Genomic DNA, 25,768 nt, shown 5'->3' with positions numbered 1-25,768 from the left:
TTATAATTCAAATAAAGTTGGAACATTGATTTTGTACTCGATACCTTTTAAATAGAAAAGACCATCATCATAATAACTTGGATTCAATTCCGCTGAAATTGCTTTTCTTCCCATCTCAAGAGCCTTGTATGCAGTAGAGAATAAACCTCCAAACGGATCATCAACAACATCTCCTTTCATGGTAAAGCGATTGATTAATCTTTCGATAATGTCTAACTGAAGCGGGCAGATATGCTTTTCTTTTTTTCGATTTGCTTGGTTAGCGTTAAGCGTATGCATTCGATTTACATCCGTCCAAACCATTTCATTTGATGAGGTTGGCGGGATTGTCATAAACAATCGGCTGAGCTTTCCTGCTTTATCCAAGTCGCTGCAAACTTTCAAATGCTCTTGAAAATTGTAAACATTAGATTTGTCAAACTCCCTCCAGCGATTAAAGATTGTTTTCATCTCAGCAGTAGAAAGTTCCTGAGAACTCATAAATCTATCTCCAGATGATTTCCAATAAGCATGAGCATCTAGCTGCCAATTGTCAACAGGATAAATCTCTTCAATTGGCGAAAAATGATCAGTCTCACACTTGACACAACAAACAACATCATCAATAACTTTGATCTCTTTTTTGTCTTTTAGATCAACAATCTTTTGACAAGTGTTACAATAAACCTCGTGTTCATTTTTAGCTTTAATAACTGGTTCATCGGCATAAGCGTTATTCATTTCCGTTGGGCGCTTTCTGAAAAGAAGAATGTACTCAGGAAGTCCAACCCCCATTTTTGTGGCATCTTTACACTGTTCCGACCAACCCAAACGATAGGTTTGATTATTCTCGCGAACAACATCGGTTGTCACTGTGATCTTTCCTACTAAGTAGAATCCATGTTTTACAAAGTGCGAAACTGTTTTACCAGAGAAATCATCTATTGTAGTGAATGAAGTTCCGTTTTGGTATGAATAACGGATCCTGTCTTTAACATGGATTGCAGCGATTTTGCCAGGTTTCAATGTTCTTAAAAGATGAGGTGTTAAATAGTCCATCTGTTTAAAGAACTCTTCATTTCCGTTGTTATGCCCGAAGTCATTATAATTGTCTGAATACTCATAATGATCTCCAAAAGGAATTGAAGTCAAAATCATGTCGGTTGAATCATCGGCCATGTTCTCATGTACATGAACTGTATCATCATTAAAAACAGTTGCGTTTCCAATTGTAGCGCTTCTTTTATTTTTGAATATTTGTCTTTTCATATCAGCTGTAATTTTGTCTGTGTTAAGTCCATATTCACGGACCAGATTTATCATTTCAGTTTGAAGTTCAATGTGCTTTCTCCATTTATCTTTTAAGGTTTTCAAAACCTCACGTTCGTTGTTTGTAAAGATTACCCAGACATTAACTTCTTTTTCTTGCTTGAATCGGTAGAGCCTGTGAATACCTTGTATGAAGTCGTTAAACTTATAATCGATTCCCACATAAATCATGTTATTGCAATCCTTTTGAAAGTTGCAGCCCGAACCCGCAATCTTTGGTTTGGTACTTAGAATCTGATACATTGAATGTTTAAAGTCAATCAGCAGTTTTTCTTTCTCACTGTTCTTCTGGCTTCCAGTGACTGTGCGTAAATCGATATGCTCATCTGATTTAAATCTCTTTTCAATAGCATCGCGTTCTTTATCGATATGGTGCCAAAGAATCCAGTTACTGTATGGAGCATTTTCTTTTACGATCTGGTAGGCTTTTTCAACTCTGATATCAATCGATTCGTTTTTCTCTTTTGAAGTATCAGGAAGACTTTTAGTAAGGTCTTTAAACATTACAATTTTGCCGTCTTTATTTGTAATAACTCCCTCCGGGCTGTTATCGATTTCAACTTCATGGAAGTTTAGTTTCGGAAGATTGTAACCAGTATCATCATATCCTAAATCCGATGGTTTATTTATGAAAACCGCCCAAGAAGAAACCCATTTCCAAAACTCCTCTTTCTTATTTTCGTAAAGAGTAAGATGTCCAGCTTTCGTTGAATCTCTTTGAAAGAATCTAGTAAGCGCATGACCGCGGTCAATTACCCCCAAGAAGTCTGCATAATTCAATATCTCAATAAAATCATTTGGAGTTGGTGTAGCCGTTGCAACGAATCTATAATTGATCGTTCCGAAATGCTTTAAAACATAATTCGTTGTTTCAGTTTTAAGATTTCTTAAAATACTTGCTTCATCGAATGAAACACCTCCAAAGTATTCTGGCTTGATATCTCCTTTGCGAACACGCTCGTAGTTGGTAACATAAATTGCATTCTGCAGTATATCTACTTCGTCAGTATCAGTAATGTATTTTATATCGAAACCAGTTTTTAAAAGATCGTTATCATCTCGGAACTCTCCAACTACTCCCAACGGCATGCAGATCAAAAAAGGCTTTCCAGTTATTTCAATAATCAACCTGGCAATTTCCAGCTGCATTAATGTTTTACCAAGTCCGAAACTTGCAAATATTGCTCTGCGACCTCCAGCAATTGACCAATGAATTATGTCTTTTTGATGAGGTAATGCAATTGGATTGATTCTGTTTTTGTCAATGTCTACTCCGTAACTCTCAGCGATTACAATTTTGTTTTCTAAAAATTCTGTATAGATCATCGTTATGATTTTAAATTTGGTTTAAAGAAGAAAGCATATTCTTCTCTCAAAAATTCGACTTCTTTAAAGGTTAATTTGTGACTTGTTTTGATGTTTCCGATGTCGTTTTGAGTAATTGTAACTTCATCGCCATTATCTCTAAAAATGAAATAGGTGCATTCTTTTGAAATCGCTTTCACTATGTAAACTGAATCATCCATGACATTCTATTTTCGGAAAGACTTCCCTTTGAACTCGATGATATTAAACATCTCATAAATCCTATCCCATACACGCCCGCCGTATTTTTCGCCCAGCTCATCGATCGCTGCTTGAAGATCATTTTCATATCCCTCTTTATAGTTACAGATCATATAAGTTTTAGAACCTAGGCGATATCTTTCTTCAAGAATCTCTTTGAAAATATTAACTTTTCCATAGTTGCTTGCGGTACGCTCTGTTTTCAAATCATCAAAACATACAGTACGATGCCACATTAATTTTTCAAACTCTTTTCTTAGAATGGCAGCATCATCTCCAGTACACTTTTCAAACATTGTTACCGCTTCGTTTGCTGAATAAGTTTTGAAACCTAACTTTGGAATGCCTTTAAAAATTTTCTCAAACACTTCCATCGTTGAGGTTTTCCCGTTTCCGTATGGACCAATAATCAAAATTCCTTTGTCAAAACTTGGTTCAGATAATGTTGATAGATTGTCACATTTGAAAAAGCGTTCATCTTTTGTGAAATAATAAATGAGAGGCTCAAGGTTTTTTATTGTATTCTCAACTTTAATAAAAGGTCTGTTTTTTACCAACGGGAAGTTCGATTTAAACAGATTAAACAACTGTCTTGCAGTGATTGAAAATTCAACTTTTGGTTTTGGTTTCAAAAGTTTCTCAAAGTAACTAAGTTCATATTCTAACTGCTCTGGAGTTTGGCCGACTTGTTTTTTTTCGTACACTTCAATCTCCTTTTTTTGAGTTTCAGTTAACTTGTCCTGAACTAAAGACTTCAAGTAAGAGTATTTATTTACTCCTATTGAAATGATTTCAATTTTATCTGTTTCTGTTGAATCCTCCTGTTGGTTTTTCTGGCGCTCCATGTTGATAATTGTTTTTTAATTCAAAGAATCCTTTCCATCCTTTAGCCATTGACTGGTTCATAATTAAAATTGCAGTTTCTTCCAGTCCATTTGAAAGATTTGTAAGCTCAGTTAGTGATGCTTGTTCACTTTCGATTGATTTGTAATTGAACTTATGTTCTTTTGCTTTGTAAGCTTTCCACAACTGCCATTGAACTTTAAACTTTTCCGTTTCAAAAGGAAGATCAACTTCTGATTTTTGAACTTTGGCTTTTGCTTTTTTTGGTTTTCCACTTTCAACTTCATATACAGTTCCAATTTCAATTATTTTTTTCGCGGGTTCTTTTTCTTCTTTAACTTCTTCTTCATATATATCTACATCTTCTTTTTCATCTACAAGCTTAAAGTAAGCTTGATTCGAGCTTGGCTCAAGCTTGAGATTGTTTTTAAGCAAATCTCTAAAGACAGGTTTATGCGGGTTGTAATTTTCAGTTAAAGTGCCGTAATTGACTTTTATAAAATCAATAAGTAAAATTTTATCCTTTAAAACATTTATAAGAGTTGCAAAGCTCTCTTCGAATTTTTTCAGATTGAACTCAAAGCCATTATCAAACTCAAATAAGTCTTCATCAATATCCCAAACCCCTGACTTATCGCAATGTGTCCATATGTAATACCAAGTTAGCTTCAAGCTTGGTTCAAGCTTGCGGAAAGCTTTAGGTAGTATTTCGTTGTCAATAAAACGCTTTGCCATTTATTTGATATTTACTTTGTTTTTATTACTCGGATTAAACCGATGATTTGAGTTTTTATGAACTCTTTCATGACAATATTCACAAAGAGTAACCAACCAACACAGATGATCTAGTTCTGCTCCTACAATTGATTTTCCATTTACATAGTAAGTAATGTGATGAGTTTCTAATCTTATAATTGAATTGCATTCAATGCACTTAAAATTATCCCTAAGCCTCACTTTACTTTTCACCTCTTCCCAGTAAGGATTTGATTTAAGTGATTTCCTGTAATTGGTTGGTCTGCCCTTTTTGTGATTTAGTCTTGACATTACTTTTTCGCTACTTTCTTATTTCCTTTTAGCTGCTCAAAGAATGCTTTATTTCTTTCACTTGAATTAAACAAATCAGCAAGTTGATGATCTGGTATTTTAGATATCTTAGCAAGCCTTAAAACCCCATCAAACAATGTGTAGTAGTAGTAATTTCCATTAAAGGCCACTTCGTAGGTAGTTGCTGCATCAAGATTTATCTCAGTAATACCTTTTCTTACTTCCTGAGAAAGAGCTTCTATTTTGCTAAAACAAGCACTTACCGTTTCTTTTGCTCTTTTCTCAGATTCTTTTGCAACTTCGGTCTCTCTAGCGCGTTCAAGATGCTGGCTTTGATAAACAGGAAGATTTTGCTCTAACTCTGTGATGTATTCAGTTCGAATATGATCTTTCTCATAATCATCAAGCAAGCGAATTGTTTCTACTTGCTTAGGCATTGCGATGAAGTTTTCGCTAATGAATTTTTGAACATCTTCTGGAGAACTGAATTCTCCTAATACCTCTGGCACTTCACTTGTTTTAGCAGTAAACTCAATTACAGCTGGTAAATAATTTTTTACGATTTCCATGATTAAAATATTTAGTTAAAATTGTGTGTTAAGTCCGTCTTTCTCTTGATGACATTCTCGACATAATATTGTGATGTTTCCGACATTCCAACATTGTTCTGATTGGCCATTCTCTTTTGCTTTTTTAACCGATATATCATGCGAACAATCTAACCTGGTTCCAGATGCGTTTTTCCCGCATTGCTCACAAAAATTATATCTGTGTTCATCAAATTGCTTTTCCAATGCAGCTGCTTTTGCAACTCTCATTTTAGCTTCAATCTGCGCTGTTGTGAATTTTTCTCCTGTTGAGGTTTTATAAAGATTTGCCATTACTTAAATTCTACATCAATTGGTTGTTCTAAATCTTCATTTGGCAATGGTATCTGATATTGAAACATCTCCCATGCAAGTTGGCGGCATGCCTCATGATATTCTTCTTGGCCGAAAGTGGTATTCTTTGTAGTTGATTTTGGTTTTCGAATTGTCTCATGGGTTATTGGGTTTATTGCAACTTCTCCCGTCGAATCATCTATAACTTCTTCAAAACTTAGATTTGATTTTAAGAACTCATGAACATCAGATTCTAAATAGATATCTCCCCATTCTTCGCGAAGTATGTTTTTCCAATGCTCGACAATTACACCCCAGTAATAGCGGTTTTGCTTATTGCTTCTTTTGTTGTAATGGCGCTCAATGGTTACAGTTACTTTTTTCCCCTCATAAACTCCAATTGCATCAATTATTAAGTTTCTATTTCCAACAAACTTTCCGTTTTCAACTTCAGTTGTAACCGCTATTTTTCTAGGTGTAGGCATTATTCAAATGATTTAAGTCTTAATCTTTTTCTCTTAATTGCTTCTGTTAGCCGTTTTTCTAATTTTGCAATGTCGATGTCATTTCTTGGAATTTCAAGAACAAAAAGGCGCTTGTTTTCATTCTTGAATCGGGGATCATAACTAATGAAATACCAACTTTTTCTGTTTGTGATATACATGCTGCCTTGAATCTGCCAGTAGTACTTTGTACATTCTTTTTTGAAGTTGGATAAGGTCAAGTGTTCTAGATAATACAGATGAGTTTTACTGTCTGGACATTTTGTTTCAACTCCTTTTCCATCTCCAATTAATCCATCTGGCGTGCATCCAACATCGTTAGTTAATGGAACATACTCCTGATCTTCTCCATAGTTGTAAACCTCAATTCCAAACTGCTGCATAAACTTTTCGACAGCCTCAATCTCAGTATCTTTGCCATGCTCAACAGATTTTGTTGCGAGCTGTTTGTTTTCATTTGTTGTGACAACTTCAAGAACTTTCTCAGTAACATAAGTTATGGCTCCATCGGGAAATCCCTCCTTATCTTCATATCCCATCAGCCTCACAAATTCAGAAGCGGTAAACTTTCCTTTTCGGAGTTCGAGCCATTCTTCCTCTTTACTTTTTTGATTCATTTTATTAAGAGCGGATTCATGTTCCGCTCTTAATTCATCTAAATCAATCCCTGCTAAACTATTCTTCGTTAGCATCAAAAATGTTTATGTTAAGCTCATCAACATCAAACAATGGAATTTCATTTCCTCCAGTTGTTTTACTGCTACCGGTACATTTAATACTTACACCTTGACCGATTTTAGTATTCATCAAAGCTTGAATTAAAACAGTTTGTCCAGCTAGAAACGCTTTTTCTCCATCATGCAGCTTTGCCATGAAGTAAGTTGCTCCTTTTGCATCAGTAGCTTCTTTGAATCCTAAGAAGAAACATTCTACAGCTTCGTTTTTTTTTGCAATCCATTCTGATTTTTCCATATAGGAAACTGTCAATTTTCTACTAACACCCGCTTCTTTCAATGCTCCAATAGCATTTGTTGACGGCATGATAAAAGTTACTTCTCCATTTTTTGGAAATAATTCCGGCTTTACATTTGATTCCATTTGTTATTTGATATTTAAAATTTGATTATTGAATGCGATAATTGTTTTGTTTAGTCCATCTCGTATTGAGAGAAGTTCTTTTGCAATGGCTTGATCTTTAATTTCTGGAAAGTCAGCAGTAAAAAGCAAACTCTCGATGTACTGCATTGCTTTCTCCTTGTCTGGCTTAAGCTCTTCAATTCTTTTCTTCTCAGCTTCTTCTTTCTCCTTAGCTTCTTTATCAGCTTTTTCTTTAGCAATTCTGTCAGCTTCTGCTTTTTCCTTTACAGCAACTTCTTCTTTGCGTTTTTTCTCAGCTTCATCAATTGCTTTTTGCTTTTCGTCAAGTTCTTTTTGCTTTTTAGCATTTTCATCAGCAACACGTTTGTTTTCGGCATCAATTGCTTTTTGCTTCTCCTCACGTTCTTTAGCTTCTTTTTTATCAGATTCCTCTTTTGCTTTTTTTTGGGCTTCAAACTCAGCTTTTTCTTTTGCTAGTTTCTCATAAGCAAGTCTTGCCTCTTCTTTTTCTGTTAGAGACTTTACTTTGTCATCTAATTGTTGTTTCAGCAATTGAACTTTTGAAGCAAACTGTAACTCGAACTCTTCAAATTCACTGACATCAGTATTGTTTATTGATTCGTTCATTTCGACTTTAAAACTTTTAATTTTATCGAATAGCAAGCTTTCAATTTGACCTTTTTGTAGTTGATAAAATGTTTCGATTTTATTTTGAATAGCTTCTTTTCTCTCTTTTTCAGCTTTCTCCTTTTCTTCACGTTCCTTTTCCTTTGCGGCTTCATAGCGACGAACCTCCATTTGCTGCTTTTCTTCGTGAGGAAGAGTAATATCAATCAGATTTTTAGTTTCAGTACTCACTTCATTACGGACAATTTTAAGTTTTGAAGCAATAAGTGTTTCTTGCTTTTCAATTGTCGTTCTAGCTGTCACATACGCTGTTCTGCTTTTTTTTGCCTCTTCGTAGGTTTTATTATCAGTGATCGCGACAAAAGGATTTTCTTCAACTACTGCTTCTTGTTTTGCTTTCCATCCCTGCAACTCTGGAAGCATTGAAGCTTTTACTGATTCCAATGAGATTATTTCAGTTTTTTTAACTTGATTTTTCATTTGAATATTTATTAAAATTTGATTTATGAATGAATTTGTAACTTTCGATTGTTTCTTCTGAGCAGAAGCGCTCACTTCTTTGATTTACATGCCCGAATGAGTTTTTTTGATCTGGAATTACATTTCCGTTTCTATCAATCAACTCTAAAGTGTGTAATCCTGAATCTCTAACAACTTTTACTCTAAGGAAAAAGCCTGTGTCCGTTTTGTATATTTGATTTATTTTAATTGTCATGATCTATAATTTAAAAACTGTGTAAACTGTAACCCCTCCGACAACAAAACCAATAACAAAAGCGATTATAAATGCTATAACAAATAGGTTAAACATTCTGTTACCTCTTTCTGTATCTAAGCCCATTTATTTGATTTTTTCAAGTGCCATCTTAACTCTTACGGCATCGCGTTGATTAACATTTTTTACTTTATTGAAAAGCCAGTCTTTAAAAAATGCTTTTCTAATATTTGATTCTATATCCATAAAATCAGGGTCTTTAGTTTGCTGAAAACGAAACCTAATTTTTTCACTTAAAAGAAAATTTGAAATCAATTCACTAAGCTTTTCTTTGTCTGAAACTAGCAAGCTGAAAAAAGGATACTTTTCATCGTTAAATACCTTATAGCAGTTGAAAACAAAATGATCTTTTAATCTGTCAAATGATAAAAAAAGTAGGTCTGGATTGTCCTCAGAAAGTTTTTTACTTGTACTGAGGACTTTATAAATCTGTGCTTCGATTGATAATGACATGTTAATAAGGATTAGAGGTTATAAATTGCAGATCGTTTTTAATTTCATCCGCGTTACTTGTTTGGAGTTTGGCAGCCAGATCAGATATCGAACTGCAGACTGTAAAATCTTCTGTTTTATCAAACAACAATCTCAATGCTTGGGCTAAAACTTTCTTTTCTTTTTTAGTTAGTGCATCCATGATTCGTATTGTTTAATGTTGAGATTAACAACCTCGTAAGTAGTTGTTTTTGGTTGTTGCTTTAAGAGTGAAAGTCTTTCATCGTTAACTGGAATCAATTCACTTCTAAGTTCATTTAGTTGTTGAGCAACTTTTGCATGTCTTACTTTCATCACTTCAACCATTGAAAGATTGGTTTCTTGAGAATAAAAGTTCAATAATCTTGAACAAACCCATTTAAGTTTTTCGAAAGCCTTAATTTTTTTATTGATTGTTACGGCTTTATCTGTAATTTCTTCTAACTTTGTCATTCTATTTGTTTATTTATGCCCTGCAAGGCGTTAATAAAATTTGATCTAAAACCGTTCATGTCCGTGAGCGGTTTTTTTATTTGGTCAAACAAGCAACTGCTTTTAATTTAAGTTCTGGTGTCATTTCGAATCTGCCCTTTCGGGTGGAGTTGGAAGCTCCCAAACTATCCAACTCCATTTCTAAGTAACTCTTACGGCTAGTAATTGAACTTAATCCTTGTTTAAAAAGCTCTTCTTGAATATTTAAGTCTTGAAGCTGGCTTTTTATAAATTGTATTTTATCAGCCTTGTTCATCTGTAAAAATTTCAGATTCTTTTAATCCAGTAAACTTTACAATTGCTTCAATAGATCTCTTTTTTGTAAGGTTCTCGTGAATTGGGGATGATAAAATCCATCTTCGCATTGTGTAATAAGATTTATCTAACTCTAAAGCTATTTTCATCTTAACCTCATCGGTTCCTAATTTTTCCTTTGCTGCTGTTGTTAGTTCCATTTTTATTGCTATTTTTGACTAGTCATTTTCTATACAGCAAATATACTTCCATTTGGAAGTAAAAAACAAATATTTGGAAGTAAAATTTACTTCCAAATGGTAATTTATATCGATTCTAAATAAATGATAATGCACAGCATAGGAGAAAGAATAAAACAAAGTATGGAAAATAAAGGCTTCACGCCGTACAAACTACATAAACTGACGTCGGTTTCGCAGTCAACCATTGGAAGAATATTAAAAAACGAAAACGAACCAAATAGAAGTACAATAGAAGCAATCAGTAAGGTTTTGGAAGTAAATCCAGATTGGATTACTACCGGAGAAGGTGTAAAAGCCAAAAAATATACTGAAAATGAAGAGGAGGTAATTAAGAATAAAAACGGTAATAAATTCCAAGAACTGCCGAACGGCAAATTTATAATGACAGTTCCATTAGTGCCAGTTAGAGCTTACGCACAATATATAAGCGAATGTTCTGAGGTCGAATTAATCGACGGATATAATGAAGTTAATTTTTATGTTGACAAATATGCACGTGGAAATTATGTTGCATTTGAAATAAAGGGCGATAGCATGGATAATGGCGGACTTTATGACAATCCAGAGGGATGTATAACTTTGTGCCGAGAATTAAGCAGAATGCATTGGGATTCTTTAAGAGATTCAAAATACGGCTGGGTTATTGTACATAAAGACACGATTATTTGCAAAGACATTGTAGATCAGGATTTGGAAAAAGGTACTATAACATGTCACTCCAGAAATAAAAGTCCAGAATATCAAGATTTCAAAATTGAATTAAATGATGTGCTGCAAATATTCAAAGTAATCAAACGAACTTTTTAACTATGAAAAAAACTATTTCCATTCTAGTTGTAACATTTATGCTTTTCTCCTGTTCAAAAAACAATGAGCAAATTGAAGTTGTAAAAAACGACTTAATTAAAAAAAATGTATCTGAAAAAGAACTTGCAGAATTTAAATTTGACATCATTGATATTTTAGGCCAAGATGCAAACAAAGTGATGCATAGAAAGTTTTCAAAGTCTTACCAAGATTATTTTGATATGAAAAGTCTTGATGCAGCAAAGAACGAACTCAATAAAATGGATACTCTAGTAAAAGGATTTCCGAAAATAAAAGATAAGAAGTTTTATAGAGTACATGCTTACAGGCTGGCTGGAGACACTGTAGCAAACAGCATATATTTTATCACAGATAAAAATAAAATTTACGGAATTAAGTAATGAATGAAACTGATCTTAAAATATTCGAACTAATAAAGTTGCTACAAAGTTTAGGAACTATAAAATATGAGTACGATTTTGCGGATTCAGTTGGAATTTTAAAACAAACTCTAACAAAAATAAAAATGGGCACCGCTCATTTCAGGACAGAACACATTAAAAGAATTTGTGAAGTTTTTAATGTCAACGCAAACTGGATTTTTGGTTTAGAAAACAAGGTATTTAACAGCTTGAAAACCCAGAAAAATAAGGAGTTTCAAGAGCAGTGATGCCGACAACCCTAAGAGACATTAAAATCTCAAAAAAAATATAAAATAAACAAACAATAATCGTAAAGATATTGCTTTTAAAGGTGTTTACAAGCCATAAGTGAAAGGGTGTTGATTTCATAACCCTGAGGTCACGGGTTCAACTCCCGTCCTCGCTACAAACGGCAAAACCCTTAAACATATAGTTTAAGGGTTTTTTATTTAAACTATTCTGTCTTACAGCAAATTAAAGCCTAAAAAAACTGATCATAAGACCATAGAATTTCTAAGGAAGGCAATAAAAAATTTATTAGATTTACGACTCTAAATAAACATTATGGACATAGTTAAATTTAAAATCACATCAAAAACGATAAAAGTAGAAGTACGCAATTCGAATAATTATGTTTTTAATTTTAATACAGCCTTAGAGATCGAAAAAGAAGACAAAGATGTTTTATTAAAACTATACAATGCTCTGGATCTTCTTTTTAAAAAAGAAACTCATCCCGAAATCAAAAACTACATTTCGCCAAACCAGACTAATATACTGGATCAGATTTCTGATATTGACAATTTAGAAAAATAATCCAAGAATGTCAGGCGAAAAAAATCTTGAAAAGATCTTAAAGAACCTAAATCCCGTATTAAATGACGGCCGATATGTTTACTGCTGCGTAAAAAGCACAGAAAACATTCCTTTCGCAGCTATTTTATTTCTTTTTAAAGAAACAGAAGGAATAACCGTTATCTTAAAAAAAGAAGATGCTGACCAATTAAATCTGGAGTATTCTTATATTGCTGCCTGGATTACTTTTAACGTTCATTCTTCTTTAGAAGCAGTAGGAATGACTGCTGCATTCTCGGCCATTCTTGGTCAAGAAAACATAAGCTGTAATGTTGTGGCAGGCTATTATCACGATCACATTTTTATCGACCAAAAAGATGCTCAAAAAGCAATGAAAGCCTTATCTCATTTTCAATCCAATTAATCCATTCAAAAAAAAAGCAAAAGCTGTTTTTACTGGACCACTTTTAATTCAAAAAACTGTATCATCCAAATCTTATTCGTTACTTTTATTTTTGTTTGAAATAAATTTCAAACAAAAAAAAGACGAATGAATGTACATATTATACAGCACGAAGATTTTGAAGCTCCTGGGGCTTATTTAGAATGGGCTGTTTCTAGAAAACATGCTGTTACATTTTCAAAAGTTTATCTCGGGCAGCCTTTACCGGAAACTGTTACCAACATCGATTTACTTCTGATTATGGGCGGCCCGCAAAGTCCTGACACGACTATAGAAGAGTGCCCTCATTTTGATGCAAAGGCCGAAATTGATTTAATTCAAAACGCTGTCAAAAACAACAAAGCTGTTATTGGTGTCTGCCTTGGTTCGCAGCTTATTGGCGAAGCTTTAGGAGCATCATTTGAAAATAGTCCTGAAAAAGAAATCGGCGTGTTTCCAATTCAACTAACCGCAGACGGAATTACAGATCCTAAAATAAATCATTTTGGATCAGAACTAGCAGTTGGTCATTGGCATAACGATATGCCGGGTCTGACAGCGAAAAGTAAAATTCTTGCCTCAAGCAAAGGCTGTCCGAGACAAATTATTTCTTATTCTGATTTAGTATACGGTTTTCAATGTCATATGGAGCTAAATCCCGAGGTAGCAGAATTATTAATTGCCATAGATGAGGAATTTTTATCAACTAACACAAAACATCAATTTGTACAAAATCCTGATACAATTCGAAGTTTTGATTTTACTGAAATGAATCGGAAATTATTTGATTTTTTGGATAAATTAGAAGCTGCTTATCAAGAAAAACAATCGTAAATCATCGGCCTAAATTTTAAAAAAAGAACACAAGATTTTTATACCTAAAACACTCCAAATGCAAAAGTTCGCAAGGCTGTATCCAATAAAGCTTTGTGAACTTTGGATTTATATAAATCTTAAAAATAAAAGTCTTATATCCTTTGCGTTTAAAAATTATTCGAAATGCATCTCTAAATATTTTCTTTACTGAGTCCTAAAATTTTCCCGTAGGCGATGGCTGCTTTATGAACCTGAACCAGCCAGTCTTCTGCAGCATTATCATCAGCACCATCTGAGACATATTTTAAGCATAAAAACGGAATATCTTCTTTCATAGCAATCATGGCCAAAGCATACGCCTCCATATCTACAACCGTATATGCCGGAGAACAATGTCCCATTTCAAAATTGTCCCCCGTTCCGCAGATTCCTTCCGGTAATCCATCCATAAGCAAACCGTATTCGATAATCGGAGGTAATCCAGAGAGCGGCGTTTCATATTGCGCGTAACCCAAGCCTCTCACATCCATATCTCTTTGTACAAATTTGGTACAGCAGATAACAGCACCTTTTTGGAAACAAGTACTTCCCGCCGATCCGAGATTTATAATTATAGAAGGTTTCTTTTTGTGAATTGCTTTAGACAATTCGTACGCCGCATTTACTTTACCAATTCCTGTTATTAGAGTATTATAATCTGAGAAAACTTCGGCTGCTTCAGATTCTAGAGCAAAAGTGAATAGTATATCTTGAACAGCAAAAGACGCTTGTGAATTGATTTTTATCATTGATCTTAAAAATTTGTTACAACAAAAATACACGGAATCGATAAAGGTTACCCCAAGTCACATTAGTTTTTTATGTTTGGAATTTTCTCCACCAAATTTTTCCAATATCGTTTTGGCATATGCTGTATGTGCAGTTTCATGTTTTTTCTGGATTCTATATTGACACTGCTGAAATAACGACGCCAGAGATCCTGAAAAAATCCTTCCTGTTCATCGGCTATTTCAGCCAAAATTTGAGAAGAATTGGATTTCGAATCAAATTGAAGCTGTACTGTTTCAACATTTTCAAGATCATAATAAACCCCGTATTTATGTTTGGCATCATAGATAAGCCAGCGCTGATCGGCATATCTTTTCTTAAAATGGTCTTTAATAAGCGGCAGCACATCACAATCAGGTTCGATTATCGCATAATACAATTGGTCTTTTGTCAATTGAAAACGAATAAAAGCTTTCATCCTATGACTTTCTCTATGCGTCAAATGCGCCGCTTTTCTAACAGCCAGAACTTCGTTATTACTCAAATCTCCTTCAACATTTCCTGAACTTGCAAAGACATATTTTACAAACTGAAACAAAATCTCATCCATTTTATTTATTTCAGATAAAAAGGCGTGATAAACCATTTCAAGTCCACTGGCTGATAATCGTTTTTTCAATCCGTCAAATACCCGTTTTGCTTTTTCTATATCTGTTGCAACCATATGTAAATTTGAAAAAAGCAAACTATTTGAAGCATCTTCTTTTGCAAAAACAACGTCAGTAAATTTATACTCATAAATTTCGAACACCGCTGTCAGCCAGCCTTCATAAGTCGAATCGTAAACTACTTGTGTCATTTTAATTAGAATAAAGCAAGCTGGTTGGAAAAATTATTCTGATACTTACTTTTCTGAAAATTGAGAATATGATTTTTAATTTGAACAGAAGTTAAATCTTTCTGCAGGGAAAAAGGCGAAGCAAAAGCTAAAAAATACTTAGCCCTGCTGTAAGCAATACCAAGTTTTTTTAAATCGTAAGGCTGGAGTTTTTTGAATTTTCTAGCTTCTACAATTTTTTTCGCACTCAAAAAACCGATTCCAGGAATCCGCTGAATCAATTCTAATTCTGCGAGATTAATATCAACTGGAAATTGATGCAGATTTCGGAGCGCCCAGCCTAGTTTCGGATCAATATCTAAATCCAGATTCGGATGATCGAATCCCACTATTTCATTCACATTAAATCCATAAAAACGAACCAGCCAATCGGCCTGATACAAACGGTTTTCCCGAATCATGGGCACCGGCGTTCCAATCGCAGGAAGTCTTTCGTCATAACTAATCGGCACATAACCCGAATAATAGACACGGCGCATGTTCATCTGCTCATAAAAATAATTCGCCATTCCCAGAATTTCGAGATCATTTTCTTTTGTGGCTCCAATTACCATTTGCGTGCTCTGGCCTGCTGGTGCAAAAAGCGGGGTTTTGTAATTTCTTTTCTTTTCTTCTTTATACTCCGAAATTCCATTTTTAAGATACACCATTGGTTTAATCACGTCTTTGTGGTTTTTATCGGGAGCAAGCAGCTTAAGACTTTGTTCTGTAGGCATTTCTACATTGACACTCAAACGATCGGCATACATTCCCGCCTGCTGTAACAATTCGTCGCTTGCTCCAGGAATCGCTTTTAGATGAATATAACCATTAAAATTTTCTTCTAATCTTAGTTTTTTGGCAATCCTCACCAAACGCTCCATGGTATAATCTGGATTATCAAAAATTCCCGAACTTAAAAATAGACCTTCAATATAATTTCTTCGATAAAAACCGATCGTTAAATCTACAACTTCTTGAACTGTAAAAGCAGCGCGTTTAACATCATTGCTTTTTCTGCTGACACAATAAGCGCAGTCAAAAATACAATGATTGGTCAGCAGGATTTTAAGCAGCGAAACGCAGCGTCCGTCCTCTGTGTAGGCGTGACAAATTCCGTGAGCCGAGGCATTGCCCAACCCTTTGTCTTTATTCTGCCGGTTACTATTACTAGATGAACAGGAAACATCATATTTTGCCGCATCTGCTAAAATCGCCAGCTTTTCCATTACTCTTTCGTGTACCATTTTGACTTTTTTATTTGTTTTTGGAAGTGGTATTCAATAGTACAAAATTAGGAATTCGAAATGCGGGAGCACTGAGTATCATTGTTCTAAATTGTATCAATTTTATTTAACCCTAAAAACGACTATGCAGATCAGATTTCAAGATCAAGATTAAAAACAAGTTAAATTCTGTTTTCTATACCTGAATTTAATTCAGAAAAAAATACTTTTGCCAAACTCAGAACTAAATAACTTTTAAAAAATCAGAAACAGAATTGCATGGAGAATGAAAAATTTATTTTCTGTCTTGAAGGCGTAAAAGACATCGACGATCATACCCCGACTCATGTGGTAAAATGCCTTGAAGAATTGGCAATTGATCAAGGTATTGCGAGCATTCATAAAACTTGTGATACTATTGAAGGTCTCGAAGAGAGTTTAAACGTTTTACTTTATGAAGATCATAATTTTAAAGATTATGAGATTATTTACCTCGCCATGCCCGGTCAGCAGAATAACATCTGCCTTCACGATTATTATTACAGTATTGAAGAAATAGCCGAACTTTTTGAAGGAAAAATGAAAGGGAAAATCATTCATTTTGCCAATCTCAAAGTTTTGGATTTAAACGAAGAAGAAGCACAATATTTTCTAGACATTACAGGCGCAAGAGCAATTTCTGGCTATGGTTCTACTTATAATAAAATTGCGAGCTGCAGTACAATTGATAAAGCTTTTTTCAGCCTGTACCAAGAAAATGACAATCTAATTGAAGTGGTTGAAGACTTATATACCAAGCACTATAATTTGTGTAAATTACTTGATTTTAGATTGTATTATTAAAGATGAACAATAAATCGGCAGAAAAAATAAAAACCTACAGCCCAACAGGTTTTCGAGAGAAATTTCTAGGAGAAGACAATCCTATTCATTTGCTTTTTAAATCCAACTCTGATCATTTTTTCTGTCTTGAAATTGAAGAAATAATGCAGATTCAGCATCCCGTTCCGCCTTCAAAACATTCTTGCCATACTTTAATTTTTATTTCTTCTGGCCGGCATACAATGAAATTAGGCTATCAGGAATACACCACTACCGACAATGAAATAATTATAGTGCCGGCAGGTCAGATTTTTTCTCTTGATAATGTCAACAACATTCACAAAGGTTATATCTGCCAGTTTCATCCCGACATCTTAATTCGAAAATATGGAAGCCGTGAATTGCTTAATGAATTTGATTTTTTGAAAATTTCCGGAAATCCTAAAATCAGTCTTGCTCCTGAAGATGTCAGCACTATTACAAACGTCTTAGAACGTTTAAAAAAAGAATACTCAGAAACTGCTTTTACCGATTTAAATATTGTGCAGTCGTATCTTATTAGTTTGTTTTATGAAATGAACAAAAATGCTGTCAAAATTCCTAAAGGCATTTCGGCTGCCGAAGTGATTACAGGAAAATTTAAGGAACTAATACACGATCATATCAAAAGCCAGCATCAAGTTAATTATTACGCCTCAATGCTCAATGTCACGCCCAATCATTTGAATAAATGCATAAAGACTGTGACTGGAAAGTCTGCCGTTAAGTGGATTGATGAGAACATATTATTGGAAGCTAAATATTTACTTTTCCAAACGACACTTTCTGTAGGCGAAATCGCTTCTCAGGTAGGACACGAGGATCATTCTTACTTTTCTCGATTCTTTAAAAAACACGAGGGGATTACACCACTACAATACCGAAAATTGATTGATAAGTCCTAATTATTGATTATGTAATCCTATTAATTAAGTGGTTCTTTTTTGGAAATTTGCTCCTTCTAAAAAAAGCAACTTATGATTTATGTTTTTAAAACCTCTGTTGATTCACCCGCCAAATTTGATTCAGCAAAAACTTTATTGGATAAATTACTGCCCCACGCAGAATGGAATTTTGATCTCGAAGACTGTGACAATATTTTAAGAATTGACAGTGATCTTGAAATTTCAGAATCGCTGCTCCAAAATGACATCTTTGATTGTGTCGAATTAGAATAAAACAACCTCAACTTATAATTTTAGAATGGAAACAGCGCTTCATCAAAATAAAACTTTTGACACTATCGATTACTCTGATCAAAGGTTGTCTGATACTGAATTTGTCAACTGTGAATTCATAAATTGTAATTTTTCTAAAAGCGATTTTACTTCCATTGATTTTCTGGACTGCAGTTTTAAGAACTGCAATCTTTCTTTGGCTGTTTTAAGAAATACAGGGCTGAAAAACATCAAATTTACAGACTGTAAACTTATGGGGTTGGATTTTAGTGCCTGCAACAGCTTTTTGTTTACAGTAAGTTTTCAAGACTGCATTTTAGATTATTCTACTTTTATTTACAAAAAACTAAAGAAAACTGTTTTTGCCGATTGTTCACTAAAAGATGTCGATTTCTCTAACACCGATTTATCTTTGGCGGTTTTTAAAAACTGTGATCTTTCCAGCGCTGCTTTTGTAGATTGTATATTAGAAAAAACAGATTTTAGAACTTCCAGAAACTATGCTTTTGATCCTTCTGAAAACAAAATTAAAGGCACTAAAGTTTCGCACGCTGCACTTGCAGGCTTACTTCAGAAATTTGATTTAGCGATTGAATAGTTTTTTTAGTGTTCAGTGTTTTAGTGATCAGTGAAAAATTAAATTGAATTGAGGATTGAACACTAAAAAATGGAACACTGCCTACTTAAAAAAAGAGGGACACAAAATAAATTGTATCCCTCTTTCCTATTTATTAACCATGAATTTTTATTTAATCCAGCGTGGATCTCCTACTTTATTATCTTTTAAAGTTTGATTTCCAATTGTAAAGTCTCCCGTTGCTGCATTTGTAAATTGTGGATCTAATGCCGTTCCAGAAGTATCCGATTTAAGTGGAGATACAGGACTCGCTTGATTAAGCGTAGTTGCATTGTGATAATTATTATTTGCGAAAGTAGGAGGCGCTGTAGCTGCCTGATTTGCATATCTAGCCACTGTTTCTGCAAATAACGAATTTCTAACAATAGTAGCATTTGACACAAAACGTACATAAAGTATTTGATAACCACTTGCCGCAACTGTATTAGTAACCTTATATAAAGTACAGCTATCTATCAATATGTTACTTGTAAGACCACTACCCGTTAAAGTTGGCGCTGCATCTAGTCTAATAAATGCTCTAGCTGCTGCACAGTTATTAAAGGTGCTTTTAGTTAAACTAATATCGTCGACAAAAGAAGTTCTAAAATCAATAAACTCTCCAGTATTAGCAGTAACCATATTAGTTACAATAGAATTTTCTATAGCTATAGATTCTATTTTAGCTATTACACCAGTTGTTGTATTAGCAAACGATCCTAGATAATCATGGATGTTACAACCGCTTACTAGTAATTTACCATAGTTACCATTTTGATTATATTTTGCAAGATCTGTCTGTGTGCTGCTTCCGTTTAACTCCAGATCAATTAACGATAAAGAAGTTGCGCCCGAATTCATTGTAAATCTAACATTCAATTTTGGTTTATCACCTGCACGTAATCCTCTTATAGTTATCGGTTTATCTAATATAATTTCACCAGTAAATGCTTTATATTCACCAGGCATTAAAACCAAAGTAGCATCAGCAGCGGCTGCAGCGACTTTTGCATTCAAATCATCTTCTGGTTTTACTAATATCCCATTTCCGATATCAATTCCAGTTTTAAATGATCTTTCTCCTCTTTTCTTAGTCCCATTATACAGTGTTACAGTATAATCTGTTTCTGACGTAAGTCCAGTTACTAAAGCAACTCCCGCTGTTTTTTCAGCAGGTGTAATTACATGAATTACATTTCCTGGATTTGCAACAATTTGAGTCACAGTGCTGTTTGGAGTCCATCTTACTGTTACTTGTTTTGCCTCGATATCAGCATCTGCAATAGGCAGCATGATTTGTTCTGACAATGTTGTGGCCGTTACAGTAGACCATTTAGAATCTTCTAAACCAGCAGCATTAACAGCTTTTACCCTGATAGAATATACCGTTTCTCCTTCTAATGCCACTTGAATTGGAAGCTGCGAAGCGGTAACATTTACTGTTTTATAAATAGTTTTGAATTCAGGATCGTCTGCACTAAATTCTACTACATAATGATCTGCATTTTCGTCGCTTTTAACCGTCCAATTTAATTCAACTGTAGTTTGATTTCTAATGGTAGCTTTAAGACCAATTGGAGAAAATTCTCTTGAATTTCCTATGCCGTTTAACAACTCTTCATTATAACTTTCGCAGCTTGAAACTGCAATTGCAAGTAATAACAGGGTTATTAATCCTCTAAATACATATTTTGTTTTCATCATAATAACTTATAATTTATTATTAATTTTTTGAAAGATTTTAATAACCGTAATCATTTTTCAATTGACCATTGCTTCCGTCAATAAACACTTGCCAGATTGGCCAGAATTGTCTGTTATCAGGATTAACCCCTGCTTTGTACAATGAGTTTATTTTGGCATCTGCTGCTGTTCCTGTCCATGTCCAAGCTACCTGCGTATAAGCTGCTCCTGGATTTGCAGTTTCCCCTCTATTCAATCCATAGATATCAATAGATACATTGTCTGCTTGAAATTTATAGTACAAAGCTGCCGGCACATCAGCATATTCTCCAGTACGAGCTGATAAATTTGCCATTTTTACTTTGGCTTCGTCTAATTTTACTTTCAATAAATTCCAACGAATTAAATTTTGTTTACGCTCCATTTCACCTGTAAACTCATATTTGTTTTCGTTAACAATAGCATTAAACATTGCTTCTTTACTAGTTAATGCATCTACATATGCATCTACTTTAACAGCTTGAGCTGCTGCAGGAAATGATCTTCTGCGGATTTGTTTTAAGTAAGGAGCTGCGGCAGAAGCGCCTTCTAATTCGTTTGCTGTTTCAGCAGCAATAAGAAGCACCTCAGCATAACGCATGTACATTTTATTCACTCCGTCATCATTAGTAGAAGTCACATAACGTTTCATCCATTCGTAACGGTATTTACCAAAATACCATGTGTCTAGTGAGCCTAACTCTTGTTTAGCGATATTATTGGTTGCAGCACCGTATTTATAAGGTACACAAGTAACATCTCTTCTGGTATCAACTTGATCATAATCGTAGAAAACAAATGGCAGCGGACCTGCTACACCGCCTCGGTTAGCTCCATTAGCTTGAAATTGATCCTGAGCTGCAGTATGTTTTACAGCAAAAGTAAACAACATTCTACCACGCCCATCAGCAAAAGGAAGTTCCCAAAGAGATTCTCCTCCTGCAGTTGTATTTTCCTCATTGTATTTTCTCCATAATCCTTCAAAAGTAGATTCTAAACGAGCAGAACCGCTTTGAATTACTTCACGAGATTCTCTTAATGCCAATGCATACATAGCAGCAACTGAAAGTTCTGGATCATTGCTTCTTCTTACTCCGTCAGGATATTGCTGAAAACCACTTGCAGCCAATGCCAGACGTGCTCTAAAAGCTTTTACAAAAGCTTTATTAACATGCTCAACTGTACTTGTATAAGCCGTTTCATTTGGCCATGCTACTAATGTTGATGCTTCTCCTAAATCTGCGATTAATTGTTTGTAAATAACATCTCTGCTTGATTTAGCCAGATATAAAGTTTCTGAAGTAATAGGTTCAAAACGAGCAGGAACATCTCCCCAAGTTTTAAGTAAATCGGCATAGTAAATAGCTCTTAATGTTAAAGCTTCACCTAATAGCTGCCCCATTTCTGTTCCCGGTGATGGATTCCCGTATTGACGTATACCTTTAATACAAATATTAGCACGCTCAATACCAGAGAACATCATAGAATACGCATTATTAGTTGTGTTCATCTCTGTATTGCTTGGCTTTGCATCGTAAACACATAAATCTGCTTTATCCCCAGCGGTCTGCGAAGTATTGTACCATTCTACATCTGTATTAAGTCCATAATATGGTAAAAATCTTCCTCTGTAAGAGTTTGTTTCAGCAAACGGCACTTTTATTCCATCAATAGCTCCTTTTGCAAGTCCTGCTGTAGAGAAAATCAAAGCAGCATCTAAAGTTGATTCTGCCTTAGTATCCAAATAGTCATCTTCAAATTGCTGGCAGGAACTAAATAGACCCGAAATAATCAATCCTGCTATTATTATTTTATGTTTCATTTTGTGATAATTTAAAATTAGAAATTAAGATTCATCCCAAAAACCATTTGTCTGCTTCTTGGATAAGGACTTGAATCAACCCCTGGTGTAAGCGGATTTTTTCTTCTTGTAGAAACCTCAGGGTCAGAACCCGAGTAGTTTGTCCAAACAAAAACATTGCTAGCCGTCAAGTAGAATCTCAATTTAGAAACTCCAAGTTTAGATGTAAACATCTGAGGTGCTGTATATCCTAACGTTAAAGTATTTAATCTTAAAAAAGATGCATCTTCAACTGCCCAATCCGTAAATATGGCGCTTCTCATGTATGGAGACCACATTGTTGTGTTAGCATTAAGAGCTGTTAATGCAGTAGGATCTGTTACTAATTGACCAGAAACCGGATCCAAATTCGTCCATCTCTTTCCGTCAGCCATAGTAGAGTTTAAGTTTTTGTACTCTCCAGAAGCTGTAGCAGTAGAAAACTCAATTTTATCCGCATTGTATATTTCATTACCTATACTCCAGTTAAAAGCAGCCATTAAATCAAATCCATATGCATTTCCGTTAATAACAAAACCACCTGTACTTTTAGGGTTAACATTTCCAATAATTGTTTTGTCTTTTAAGTCTACTACACCATCACCATTAACATCTTTTAATTTCATGTCTCCTGGTTTAAGTGCACTTCCGTCTCCAACCAAAGTAGTAGAAGTAGGAGTGACACCACTTTTTAATATATATTTCCCTCCAACATAATCAAAGTCTGAAACTTCATATCTTCCATCATTTTTATAACCGTACATAGTTCCCAAAGAAGAACCTACTTCTATCAGGTAATCGTCTCCAATTTGAGAAGAAGCCCAGCCTGTAGCCTGGCCAAAATTATTCATCACACCCAATGAGTTGATACGGTTTTTGTTTACTGACATATTGAAAGAAAAATTCAATCCGTATTTTTCTTTTTCAATTGCTACAACGTTTAAAGTAGCCTCAAAACCTGTGTTTTGTGTTTCTCCCATATTACGGTATTGAAAATCATATCCTGATCCTGGAACTGGGAAATTGATTAACAAATCGCTCGTAATATTTTTATAAACATCAAAATTACCACTCAAACGATTTTTGAAAAATCCAAAATCCAAACCAAAATTCTGAGTTACTGTTGTTTCCCATTTCAAATCAGGATTAGGCATTGTTTTAGAAGGTGCCCAAACACTTGTAACGCCATTAATCCATGCTGTTGATGTTGATTGAAAAATCTGAACCTGTTGTCCCACTGGAATGTTATTATTTCCTGCTTCACCATAACTGGCTCTCACCTTTAAAAGATCGATCCAAGTTTTATCTTTTAAGAAACTTTCTTCAGAAATTTTCCATCCTGCTGCAAATGCAGGGAAATACCCCCAGCGATTTTGTTCTAAGAATTTACTAGATCCATCTGCACGAAATGTCGCTGATAAGATGTAACGGTTTTTATAATCATAATTAGCACGTCCAAAAAATGACAATAATCTATCGTCTGGGCTGTAGTAATTGTCTACAGCTTGCGGTGTGCCTTGTGTTGTTAATGTTTTTGCTTTATTAAAATCAAAAAACGTAGGGTATCCATGAATAGTTGACGTTACAGTATTAGAACTGTAATCAATACTTTCCTGCCCAAGAAGAGCTGTTAAATGATGATCTTCACCCATTATCTTTTTGAAATCATAATTCAATGTATTAGCATTTCTAAAACGTCTTTCTTTAGCATCAGACATAATCATGGCTGGCATATCTTGTAATGTAGCCGCCGGAGCATTTGCTACATAATAAGTCGTTAGTCCGTAAAAACGATAGTCCTGCGTATTAAAATTATCAAGACCTAAATCTACTTTCAGTTTTAAATTATCCACAATCTCCCATCCAAAACTTCCTAACATATTAAAGTTTTTACGAAACTGCTGACGCTCGTTATCAGAAACAGATTTAAAAGGATTGATCAAAACATCTGTTCCATCTCCAACTACATCTCCAGAGGTTAAACCTGCAACCGGAAGCGGTGCATAACCCACGATAGTACGCATACGCGAATCTGCTGAAGATTTCTCATTTTGCTCATTTACACCACCGCCATCAATCTCTGTATCAGAGTAACGCATTGTAAAACCAAGATCAATTTTATTACTCACTTTACTTTTTAAAGACAAGGCAAGGTTATTTCTTTTATAATCTGAACCAATCATAATCGCTTTTTCATCATAATGTGCGTAGTTAAAATTATAACTAAGCTTATCGCTGCCCCCTCTAATACCTAAATCACGACTTTGCACCTCTCCTGTACGTCCAAAAATTTGCTTTTGCCAATTATCCCCTTTTACACCTTTGTACATATCTTGATCCTCCCAATTTCCAAAATACTTCGTATAGGAAGACGGATTAGAAGCTACTTTTGTTCCTGACTGAGATAGCAATGCATATTCGTACTGCCATTTAGTATAATCGTCTGGAGACAAAACATCAATTTCTTTAGCCATCGTTTTCATTCCGTAAAACATGTTAAAGCTTACAGCAATTTTACCGTCTTTACCACTCTTTGTAGTAATCAAAATTACCCCGTTTGCACCACGAGATCCGTAGATTGCAGTCGAAGCAGCATCTTTTAAAACAGTCATTGTTTCAATATCAGATGAAGAAATATCATTCATACTGTTTATTGGAAATCCATCTACAATAATTAAAGGCGAAGCATCCTGCGTAAGAGAACCGCCTCCACGAACTCTAATTTTAATATCCGCATCCGGCGAACCTTCTGATGCAGTTACCTGCACCCCTGCAATTCTACCTGTTAAAGCTTCTGCGACATTTGCCACAGGAACTTTTTTCAAGTCGGTACCAGAAATAGTAGAAACAGCTCCAGTTAAATCCGATTTTTTAGAAGTTCCGTATCCGATTACTACAACTTCATTTAAGCTGTTAGCATCTTCGGCCATAGTAGCATCCACCTTTGTTTTTCCAGATGCAGAAACCTCAACTGTTTTAAATCCTATGAAAGAAAAACTCAATACCGCTTTAGGATTGGTCAGTTTAATTTTATAATGACCATCAAAATCAGTAGAAGTTCCGTTTTTTGTTCCTTTCTCCAAGACATTCACGCCTGGCAGAGAAAGTCCTGCAGCATCTTTCACGGTTCCCTCTATAGTTGTGGTCTGTGCATGAGTCTGATTTGTCATCAATAAGCACAGTAAGAAAACAAGTACCGAGCAGAAATTGGCTCTTTTGTTTAATAATTCTTTAAAGTTCATGGTTGATTGTTTAAGTTATTAATTGAATTTTTGAGTTGGTTTAAGTGG

At 34.6% G+C, this 25,768-nt stretch carries 32 protein-coding genes and 1 pseudogene; 11 read left to right on the top strand and 22 right to left on the bottom strand.

Annotated features, from left to right (window positions below; genetic code table 11):
- From C4F50_RS23540 to C4F50_RS23465, 16 genes are all read right to left on the bottom strand, one after another.
- A complete protein-coding gene (locus tag C4F50_RS23540) occupies positions 1 to 2,634 on the bottom strand; it encodes a DNA methyltransferase (protein ID WP_194141079.1) in 2,634 nt (877 codons plus the stop codon).
- A 2-nt stretch (positions 2,635 to 2,636) separates the two neighbouring features.
- Complete coding sequence (locus tag C4F50_RS23535; protein ID WP_194141078.1) at positions 2,637 to 2,834, bottom strand: hypothetical protein; 198 nt, start codon at positions 2,832 to 2,834, stop codon at positions 2,637 to 2,639.
- Positions 2,835 to 2,840: 6 nt separating this feature from the next.
- Entirely contained in the window at positions 2,841 to 3,719 is an 879-nt protein-coding gene (locus C4F50_RS23530; RefSeq protein WP_194141077.1) for a P-loop NTPase family protein, read from the bottom strand.
- Complete coding sequence (locus tag C4F50_RS23525) at positions 3,673 to 4,452, bottom strand: hypothetical protein (RefSeq protein WP_194141076.1); 780 nt, start codon at positions 4,450 to 4,452, stop codon at positions 3,673 to 3,675. The genes C4F50_RS23530 and C4F50_RS23525 overlap by 47 nt, the downstream gene beginning before the upstream one ends.
- 311 nt (positions 4,453 to 4,763) lie before the next feature.
- Positions 4,764 to 5,333, bottom strand: a complete 570-nt coding sequence (locus C4F50_RS23520; RefSeq protein WP_194141075.1) for a hypothetical protein — start codon at positions 5,331 to 5,333, stop codon at positions 4,764 to 4,766.
- A 15-nt stretch (positions 5,334 to 5,348) separates the two neighbouring features.
- Positions 5,349 to 5,645 (bottom strand): HNH endonuclease signature motif containing protein, encoded by a 297-nt coding sequence (locus tag C4F50_RS23515; protein WP_194141074.1) that lies wholly within the window; start codon positions 5,643 to 5,645, stop codon positions 5,349 to 5,351.
- Positions 5,645 to 6,130, bottom strand: a complete 486-nt coding sequence (locus C4F50_RS23510) for a hypothetical protein (RefSeq protein WP_194141073.1) — start codon at positions 6,128 to 6,130, stop codon at positions 5,645 to 5,647. Before C4F50_RS23510 ends, C4F50_RS23515 begins: the two co-directional genes overlap by 1 nt.
- Positions 6,130 to 6,840, bottom strand: a complete 711-nt coding sequence (locus tag C4F50_RS23505) for a lambda exonuclease family protein (RefSeq protein WP_194141072.1) — start codon at positions 6,838 to 6,840, stop codon at positions 6,130 to 6,132. The genes C4F50_RS23510 and C4F50_RS23505 overlap by 1 nt, the downstream gene beginning before the upstream one ends.
- Positions 6,824 to 7,246: a hypothetical protein gene (locus C4F50_RS23500; protein ID WP_194141071.1), complete on the bottom strand. Its 423-nt coding sequence runs from the start codon at positions 7,244 to 7,246 to the stop codon at positions 6,824 to 6,826. Before C4F50_RS23500 ends, C4F50_RS23505 begins: the two co-directional genes overlap by 17 nt.
- Positions 7,247 to 7,249: 3 nt before the next feature.
- Positions 7,250 to 8,353: a hypothetical protein gene (locus C4F50_RS23495; protein WP_194141070.1), complete on the bottom strand. Its 1,104-nt coding sequence runs from the start codon at positions 8,351 to 8,353 to the stop codon at positions 7,250 to 7,252.
- Positions 8,337 to 8,588 carry a hypothetical protein gene (locus C4F50_RS23490; RefSeq protein ID WP_194141069.1) on the bottom strand — a complete coding sequence of 84 codons (252 nt, stop codon included), beginning with the start codon at positions 8,586 to 8,588 and terminating at the stop codon, positions 8,337 to 8,339. The genes C4F50_RS23495 and C4F50_RS23490 overlap by 17 nt, the downstream gene beginning before the upstream one ends.
- A gap of 126 nt (positions 8,589 to 8,714) precedes the next feature.
- Positions 8,715 to 9,101: a hypothetical protein gene (locus tag C4F50_RS23485; RefSeq protein ID WP_194141068.1), complete on the bottom strand. Its 387-nt coding sequence runs from the start codon at positions 9,099 to 9,101 to the stop codon at positions 8,715 to 8,717.
- Position 9,102: 1 nt separating this feature from the next.
- On the bottom strand, positions 9,103 to 9,282 hold the full coding sequence (locus C4F50_RS23480; protein ID WP_194141067.1) for a hypothetical protein: 180 nt from the start codon (positions 9,280 to 9,282) through the stop codon (positions 9,103 to 9,105).
- Positions 9,270 to 9,572 (bottom strand): hypothetical protein, encoded by a 303-nt coding sequence (locus C4F50_RS23475; protein WP_194141066.1) that lies wholly within the window; start codon positions 9,570 to 9,572, stop codon positions 9,270 to 9,272. Before C4F50_RS23475 ends, C4F50_RS23480 begins: the two co-directional genes overlap by 13 nt.
- A gap of 76 nt (positions 9,573 to 9,648) precedes the next feature.
- Complete coding sequence (locus C4F50_RS23470) at positions 9,649 to 9,867, bottom strand: hypothetical protein (RefSeq protein WP_194141065.1); 219 nt, start codon at positions 9,865 to 9,867, stop codon at positions 9,649 to 9,651.
- Positions 9,854 to 10,066 (bottom strand): hypothetical protein, encoded by a 213-nt coding sequence (locus tag C4F50_RS23465; protein ID WP_194141064.1) that lies wholly within the window; start codon positions 10,064 to 10,066, stop codon positions 9,854 to 9,856. Before C4F50_RS23465 ends, C4F50_RS23470 begins: the two co-directional genes overlap by 14 nt.
- A 129-nt stretch (positions 10,067 to 10,195) precedes the next feature.
- On the opposite strand from C4F50_RS23465, the gene C4F50_RS23460 reads away from it, so the two are divergent.
- The 6 genes from C4F50_RS23460 (at position 10,196) to C4F50_RS23440 (ending at position 13,408) form a co-directional block, all read left to right on the top strand.
- The gene (locus C4F50_RS23460) at positions 10,196 to 10,915 is read left to right on the top strand and encodes an XRE family transcriptional regulator (RefSeq protein ID WP_194141063.1); all 720 of its coding nucleotides are present in this window, start codon (positions 10,196 to 10,198) and stop codon (positions 10,913 to 10,915) included.
- 2 nt (positions 10,916 to 10,917) lie between these two features.
- Entirely contained in the window at positions 10,918 to 11,316 is a 399-nt protein-coding gene (locus tag C4F50_RS23455; protein WP_194141062.1) for a hypothetical protein, read from the top strand.
- The gene (locus C4F50_RS25940; RefSeq protein ID WP_431357482.1) at positions 11,316 to 11,585 is read left to right on the top strand and encodes a helix-turn-helix domain-containing protein; all 270 of its coding nucleotides are present in this window, start codon (positions 11,316 to 11,318) and stop codon (positions 11,583 to 11,585) included. The genes C4F50_RS23455 and C4F50_RS25940 overlap by 1 nt, the downstream gene beginning before the upstream one ends.
- A gap of 316 nt (positions 11,586 to 11,901) precedes the next feature.
- A complete protein-coding gene (locus tag C4F50_RS23450) occupies positions 11,902 to 12,153 on the top strand; it encodes a hypothetical protein (RefSeq protein ID WP_194141061.1) in 252 nt (83 codons plus the stop codon).
- Positions 12,154 to 12,160: 7 nt separating this feature from the next.
- Positions 12,161 to 12,556, top strand: coding sequence for an ACT domain-containing protein (locus C4F50_RS23445; protein WP_194141060.1), 396 nt, complete (start codon positions 12,161 to 12,163; stop codon positions 12,554 to 12,556).
- Between the two features lie 126 nt (positions 12,557 to 12,682).
- Positions 12,683 to 13,408, top strand: a complete 726-nt coding sequence (locus C4F50_RS23440) for a type 1 glutamine amidotransferase (RefSeq protein ID WP_194141059.1) — start codon at positions 12,683 to 12,685, stop codon at positions 13,406 to 13,408.
- Positions 13,409 to 13,581: 173 nt separating this feature from the next.
- Here the strand turns inward: C4F50_RS23440 and C4F50_RS23435 are convergent, their stop codons facing one another.
- The 3 genes from C4F50_RS23435 to C4F50_RS23425 all read right to left on the bottom strand — a co-directional run bounded on the left by C4F50_RS23435 (position 13,582) and on the right by C4F50_RS23425 (position 16,282).
- The gene (locus tag C4F50_RS23435) at positions 13,582 to 14,178 is read right to left on the bottom strand and encodes a 5'-methylthioadenosine/S-adenosylhomocysteine nucleosidase family protein (RefSeq protein ID WP_194141058.1); all 597 of its coding nucleotides are present in this window, start codon (positions 14,176 to 14,178) and stop codon (positions 13,582 to 13,584) included.
- Between the two features lie 62 nt (positions 14,179 to 14,240).
- On the bottom strand, positions 14,241 to 15,017 hold the full coding sequence (locus C4F50_RS23430; protein WP_194141057.1) for a TIGR03915 family putative DNA repair protein: 777 nt from the start codon (positions 15,015 to 15,017) through the stop codon (positions 14,241 to 14,243).
- A 5-nt stretch (positions 15,018 to 15,022) separates the two neighbouring features.
- Positions 15,023 to 16,282 (bottom strand): putative DNA modification/repair radical SAM protein, encoded by a 1,260-nt coding sequence (locus tag C4F50_RS23425; RefSeq protein WP_194141056.1) that lies wholly within the window; start codon positions 16,280 to 16,282, stop codon positions 15,023 to 15,025.
- Positions 16,283 to 16,540: 258 nt separating this feature from the next.
- Here C4F50_RS23425 and C4F50_RS23420 point away from each other — a divergent pair, with 258 nt between their 5' ends.
- The 5 genes and pseudogenes from C4F50_RS23420 to C4F50_RS25930 all read left to right on the top strand — a co-directional run bounded on the left by C4F50_RS23420 (position 16,541) and on the right by C4F50_RS25930 (position 18,898).
- Positions 16,541 to 17,104, top strand: a complete 564-nt coding sequence (locus C4F50_RS23420) for a DUF6642 family protein (protein WP_194141055.1) — start codon at positions 16,541 to 16,543, stop codon at positions 17,102 to 17,104.
- Between the two features lie 2 nt (positions 17,105 to 17,106).
- Positions 17,107 to 18,027 carry a helix-turn-helix domain-containing protein gene (locus tag C4F50_RS23415; protein WP_194141054.1) on the top strand — a complete coding sequence of 307 codons (921 nt, stop codon included), beginning with the start codon at positions 17,107 to 17,109 and terminating at the stop codon, positions 18,025 to 18,027.
- A gap of 72 nt (positions 18,028 to 18,099) precedes the next feature.
- On the top strand, positions 18,100 to 18,300 hold the full coding sequence (locus C4F50_RS23410; RefSeq protein WP_194141053.1) for a hypothetical protein: 201 nt from the start codon (positions 18,100 to 18,102) through the stop codon (positions 18,298 to 18,300).
- A 19-nt stretch (positions 18,301 to 18,319) separates the two neighbouring features.
- A pseudogene (locus C4F50_RS25935) lies at positions 18,320 to 18,550 on the top strand (pentapeptide repeat-containing protein); the annotation flags it as partial.
- A gap of 3 nt (positions 18,551 to 18,553) precedes the next feature.
- Positions 18,554 to 18,898 (top strand): pentapeptide repeat-containing protein, encoded by a 345-nt coding sequence (locus C4F50_RS25930; protein ID WP_431357484.1) that lies wholly within the window; start codon positions 18,554 to 18,556, stop codon positions 18,896 to 18,898.
- A 147-nt stretch (positions 18,899 to 19,045) separates the two neighbouring features.
- Here the strand turns inward: C4F50_RS25930 and C4F50_RS23400 are convergent, their stop codons facing one another.
- From C4F50_RS23400 to C4F50_RS23390, 3 genes are read right to left on the bottom strand one after another with little or no spacing between them, the layout of a single operon-like run.
- Positions 19,046 to 20,620, bottom strand: coding sequence for a DUF5123 domain-containing protein (locus tag C4F50_RS23400; protein WP_194141051.1), 1,575 nt, complete (start codon positions 20,618 to 20,620; stop codon positions 19,046 to 19,048).
- Between the two features lie 37 nt (positions 20,621 to 20,657).
- Positions 20,658 to 22,460, bottom strand: coding sequence for a RagB/SusD family nutrient uptake outer membrane protein (locus tag C4F50_RS23395; RefSeq protein WP_194141050.1), 1,803 nt, complete (start codon positions 22,458 to 22,460; stop codon positions 20,658 to 20,660).
- Between the two features lie 17 nt (positions 22,461 to 22,477).
- Entirely contained in the window at positions 22,478 to 25,720 is a 3,243-nt protein-coding gene (locus C4F50_RS23390) for a SusC/RagA family TonB-linked outer membrane protein (RefSeq protein ID WP_194141049.1), read from the bottom strand.
- Positions 25,721 to 25,768 lie beyond the last annotated feature (48 nt).

Origin of the sequence: Flavobacterium hungaricum (assembly GCF_015182285.1) — a bacterium.
In the GTDB taxonomy this organism is placed as follows: Bacteria; Bacteroidota; Bacteroidia; order Flavobacteriales; family Flavobacteriaceae; genus Flavobacterium; species Flavobacterium hungaricum.
The sequence above is the reverse complement of the archived record's forward strand: the minus strand, read 5'-3'. Positions and strand labels throughout refer to the sequence as shown.

Excerpts from the sequence above, each read along its gene's own strand:
- C4F50_RS23540 (WP_194141079.1), bottom strand. The coding sequence starts at position 2,634 with ATGATCTATACAGAATTTTTAGAAAACAAAATTGTAATCGCTGAGAGT.
- C4F50_RS23535 (WP_194141078.1), bottom strand. The coding sequence starts at position 2,834 with ATGGATGATTCAGTTTACATAGTGAAAGCGATTTCAAAAGAATGCACC.
- C4F50_RS23530 (WP_194141077.1), bottom strand. The coding sequence starts at position 3,719 with ATGGAGCGCCAGAAAAACCAACAGGAGGATTCAACAGAAACAGATAAA.
- C4F50_RS23525 (WP_194141076.1), bottom strand. The coding sequence starts at position 4,452 with ATGGCAAAGCGTTTTATTGACAACGAAATACTACCTAAAGCTTTCCGC.
- C4F50_RS23520 (WP_194141075.1), bottom strand. The coding sequence starts at position 5,333 with ATGGAAATCGTAAAAAATTATTTACCAGCTGTAATTGAGTTTACTGCT.
- C4F50_RS23515 (WP_194141074.1), bottom strand. The coding sequence starts at position 5,645 with ATGGCAAATCTTTATAAAACCTCAACAGGAGAAAAATTCACAACAGCG.
- C4F50_RS23510 (WP_194141073.1), bottom strand. The coding sequence starts at position 6,130 with ATGCCTACACCTAGAAAAATAGCGGTTACAACTGAAGTTGAAAACGGA.
- C4F50_RS23505 (WP_194141072.1), bottom strand. The coding sequence starts at position 6,840 with ATGCTAACGAAGAATAGTTTAGCAGGGATTGATTTAGATGAATTAAGA.
- C4F50_RS23500 (WP_194141071.1), bottom strand. The coding sequence starts at position 7,246 with ATGGAATCAAATGTAAAGCCGGAATTATTTCCAAAAAATGGAGAAGTA.
- C4F50_RS23495 (WP_194141070.1), bottom strand. The coding sequence starts at position 8,353 with ATGAAAAATCAAGTTAAAAAAACTGAAATAATCTCATTGGAATCAGTA.
- C4F50_RS23490 (WP_194141069.1), bottom strand. The coding sequence starts at position 8,588 with ATGACAATTAAAATAAATCAAATATACAAAACGGACACAGGCTTTTTC.
- C4F50_RS23485 (WP_194141068.1), bottom strand. The coding sequence starts at position 9,101 with ATGTCATTATCAATCGAAGCACAGATTTATAAAGTCCTCAGTACAAGT.
- C4F50_RS23480 (WP_194141067.1), bottom strand. The coding sequence starts at position 9,282 with ATGGATGCACTAACTAAAAAAGAAAAGAAAGTTTTAGCCCAAGCATTG.
- C4F50_RS23475 (WP_194141066.1), bottom strand. The coding sequence starts at position 9,572 with ATGACAAAGTTAGAAGAAATTACAGATAAAGCCGTAACAATCAATAAA.
- C4F50_RS23470 (WP_194141065.1), bottom strand. The coding sequence starts at position 9,867 with ATGAACAAGGCTGATAAAATACAATTTATAAAAAGCCAGCTTCAAGAC.
- C4F50_RS23465 (WP_194141064.1), bottom strand. The coding sequence starts at position 10,066 with ATGGAACTAACAACAGCAGCAAAGGAAAAATTAGGAACCGATGAGGTT.
- C4F50_RS23460 (WP_194141063.1), top strand. The coding sequence starts at position 10,196 with ATGCACAGCATAGGAGAAAGAATAAAACAAAGTATGGAAAATAAAGGC.
- C4F50_RS23455 (WP_194141062.1), top strand. The coding sequence starts at position 10,918 with ATGAAAAAAACTATTTCCATTCTAGTTGTAACATTTATGCTTTTCTCC.
- C4F50_RS25940 (WP_431357482.1), top strand. The coding sequence starts at position 11,316 with ATGAATGAAACTGATCTTAAAATATTCGAACTAATAAAGTTGCTACAA.
- C4F50_RS23450 (WP_194141061.1), top strand. The coding sequence starts at position 11,902 with ATGGACATAGTTAAATTTAAAATCACATCAAAAACGATAAAAGTAGAA.
- C4F50_RS23445 (WP_194141060.1), top strand. The coding sequence starts at position 12,161 with ATGTCAGGCGAAAAAAATCTTGAAAAGATCTTAAAGAACCTAAATCCC.
- C4F50_RS23440 (WP_194141059.1), top strand. The coding sequence starts at position 12,683 with ATGAATGTACATATTATACAGCACGAAGATTTTGAAGCTCCTGGGGCT.
- C4F50_RS23435 (WP_194141058.1), bottom strand. The coding sequence starts at position 14,178 with ATGATAAAAATCAATTCACAAGCGTCTTTTGCTGTTCAAGATATACTA.
- C4F50_RS23430 (WP_194141057.1), bottom strand. The coding sequence starts at position 15,017 with ATGACACAAGTAGTTTACGATTCGACTTATGAAGGCTGGCTGACAGCG.
- C4F50_RS23425 (WP_194141056.1), bottom strand. The coding sequence starts at position 16,282 with ATGGTACACGAAAGAGTAATGGAAAAGCTGGCGATTTTAGCAGATGCG.
- C4F50_RS23420 (WP_194141055.1), top strand. The coding sequence starts at position 16,541 with ATGGAGAATGAAAAATTTATTTTCTGTCTTGAAGGCGTAAAAGACATC.
- C4F50_RS23415 (WP_194141054.1), top strand. The coding sequence starts at position 17,107 with ATGAACAATAAATCGGCAGAAAAAATAAAAACCTACAGCCCAACAGGT.
- C4F50_RS23410 (WP_194141053.1), top strand. The coding sequence starts at position 18,100 with ATGATTTATGTTTTTAAAACCTCTGTTGATTCACCCGCCAAATTTGAT.
- C4F50_RS25930 (WP_431357484.1), top strand. The coding sequence starts at position 18,554 with ATGGGGTTGGATTTTAGTGCCTGCAACAGCTTTTTGTTTACAGTAAGT.
- C4F50_RS23400 (WP_194141051.1), bottom strand. The coding sequence starts at position 20,620 with ATGATGAAAACAAAATATGTATTTAGAGGATTAATAACCCTGTTATTA.
- C4F50_RS23395 (WP_194141050.1), bottom strand. The coding sequence starts at position 22,460 with ATGAAACATAAAATAATAATAGCAGGATTGATTATTTCGGGTCTATTT.
- C4F50_RS23390 (WP_194141049.1), bottom strand. The coding sequence starts at position 25,720 with ATGAACTTTAAAGAATTATTAAACAAAAGAGCCAATTTCTGCTCGGTA.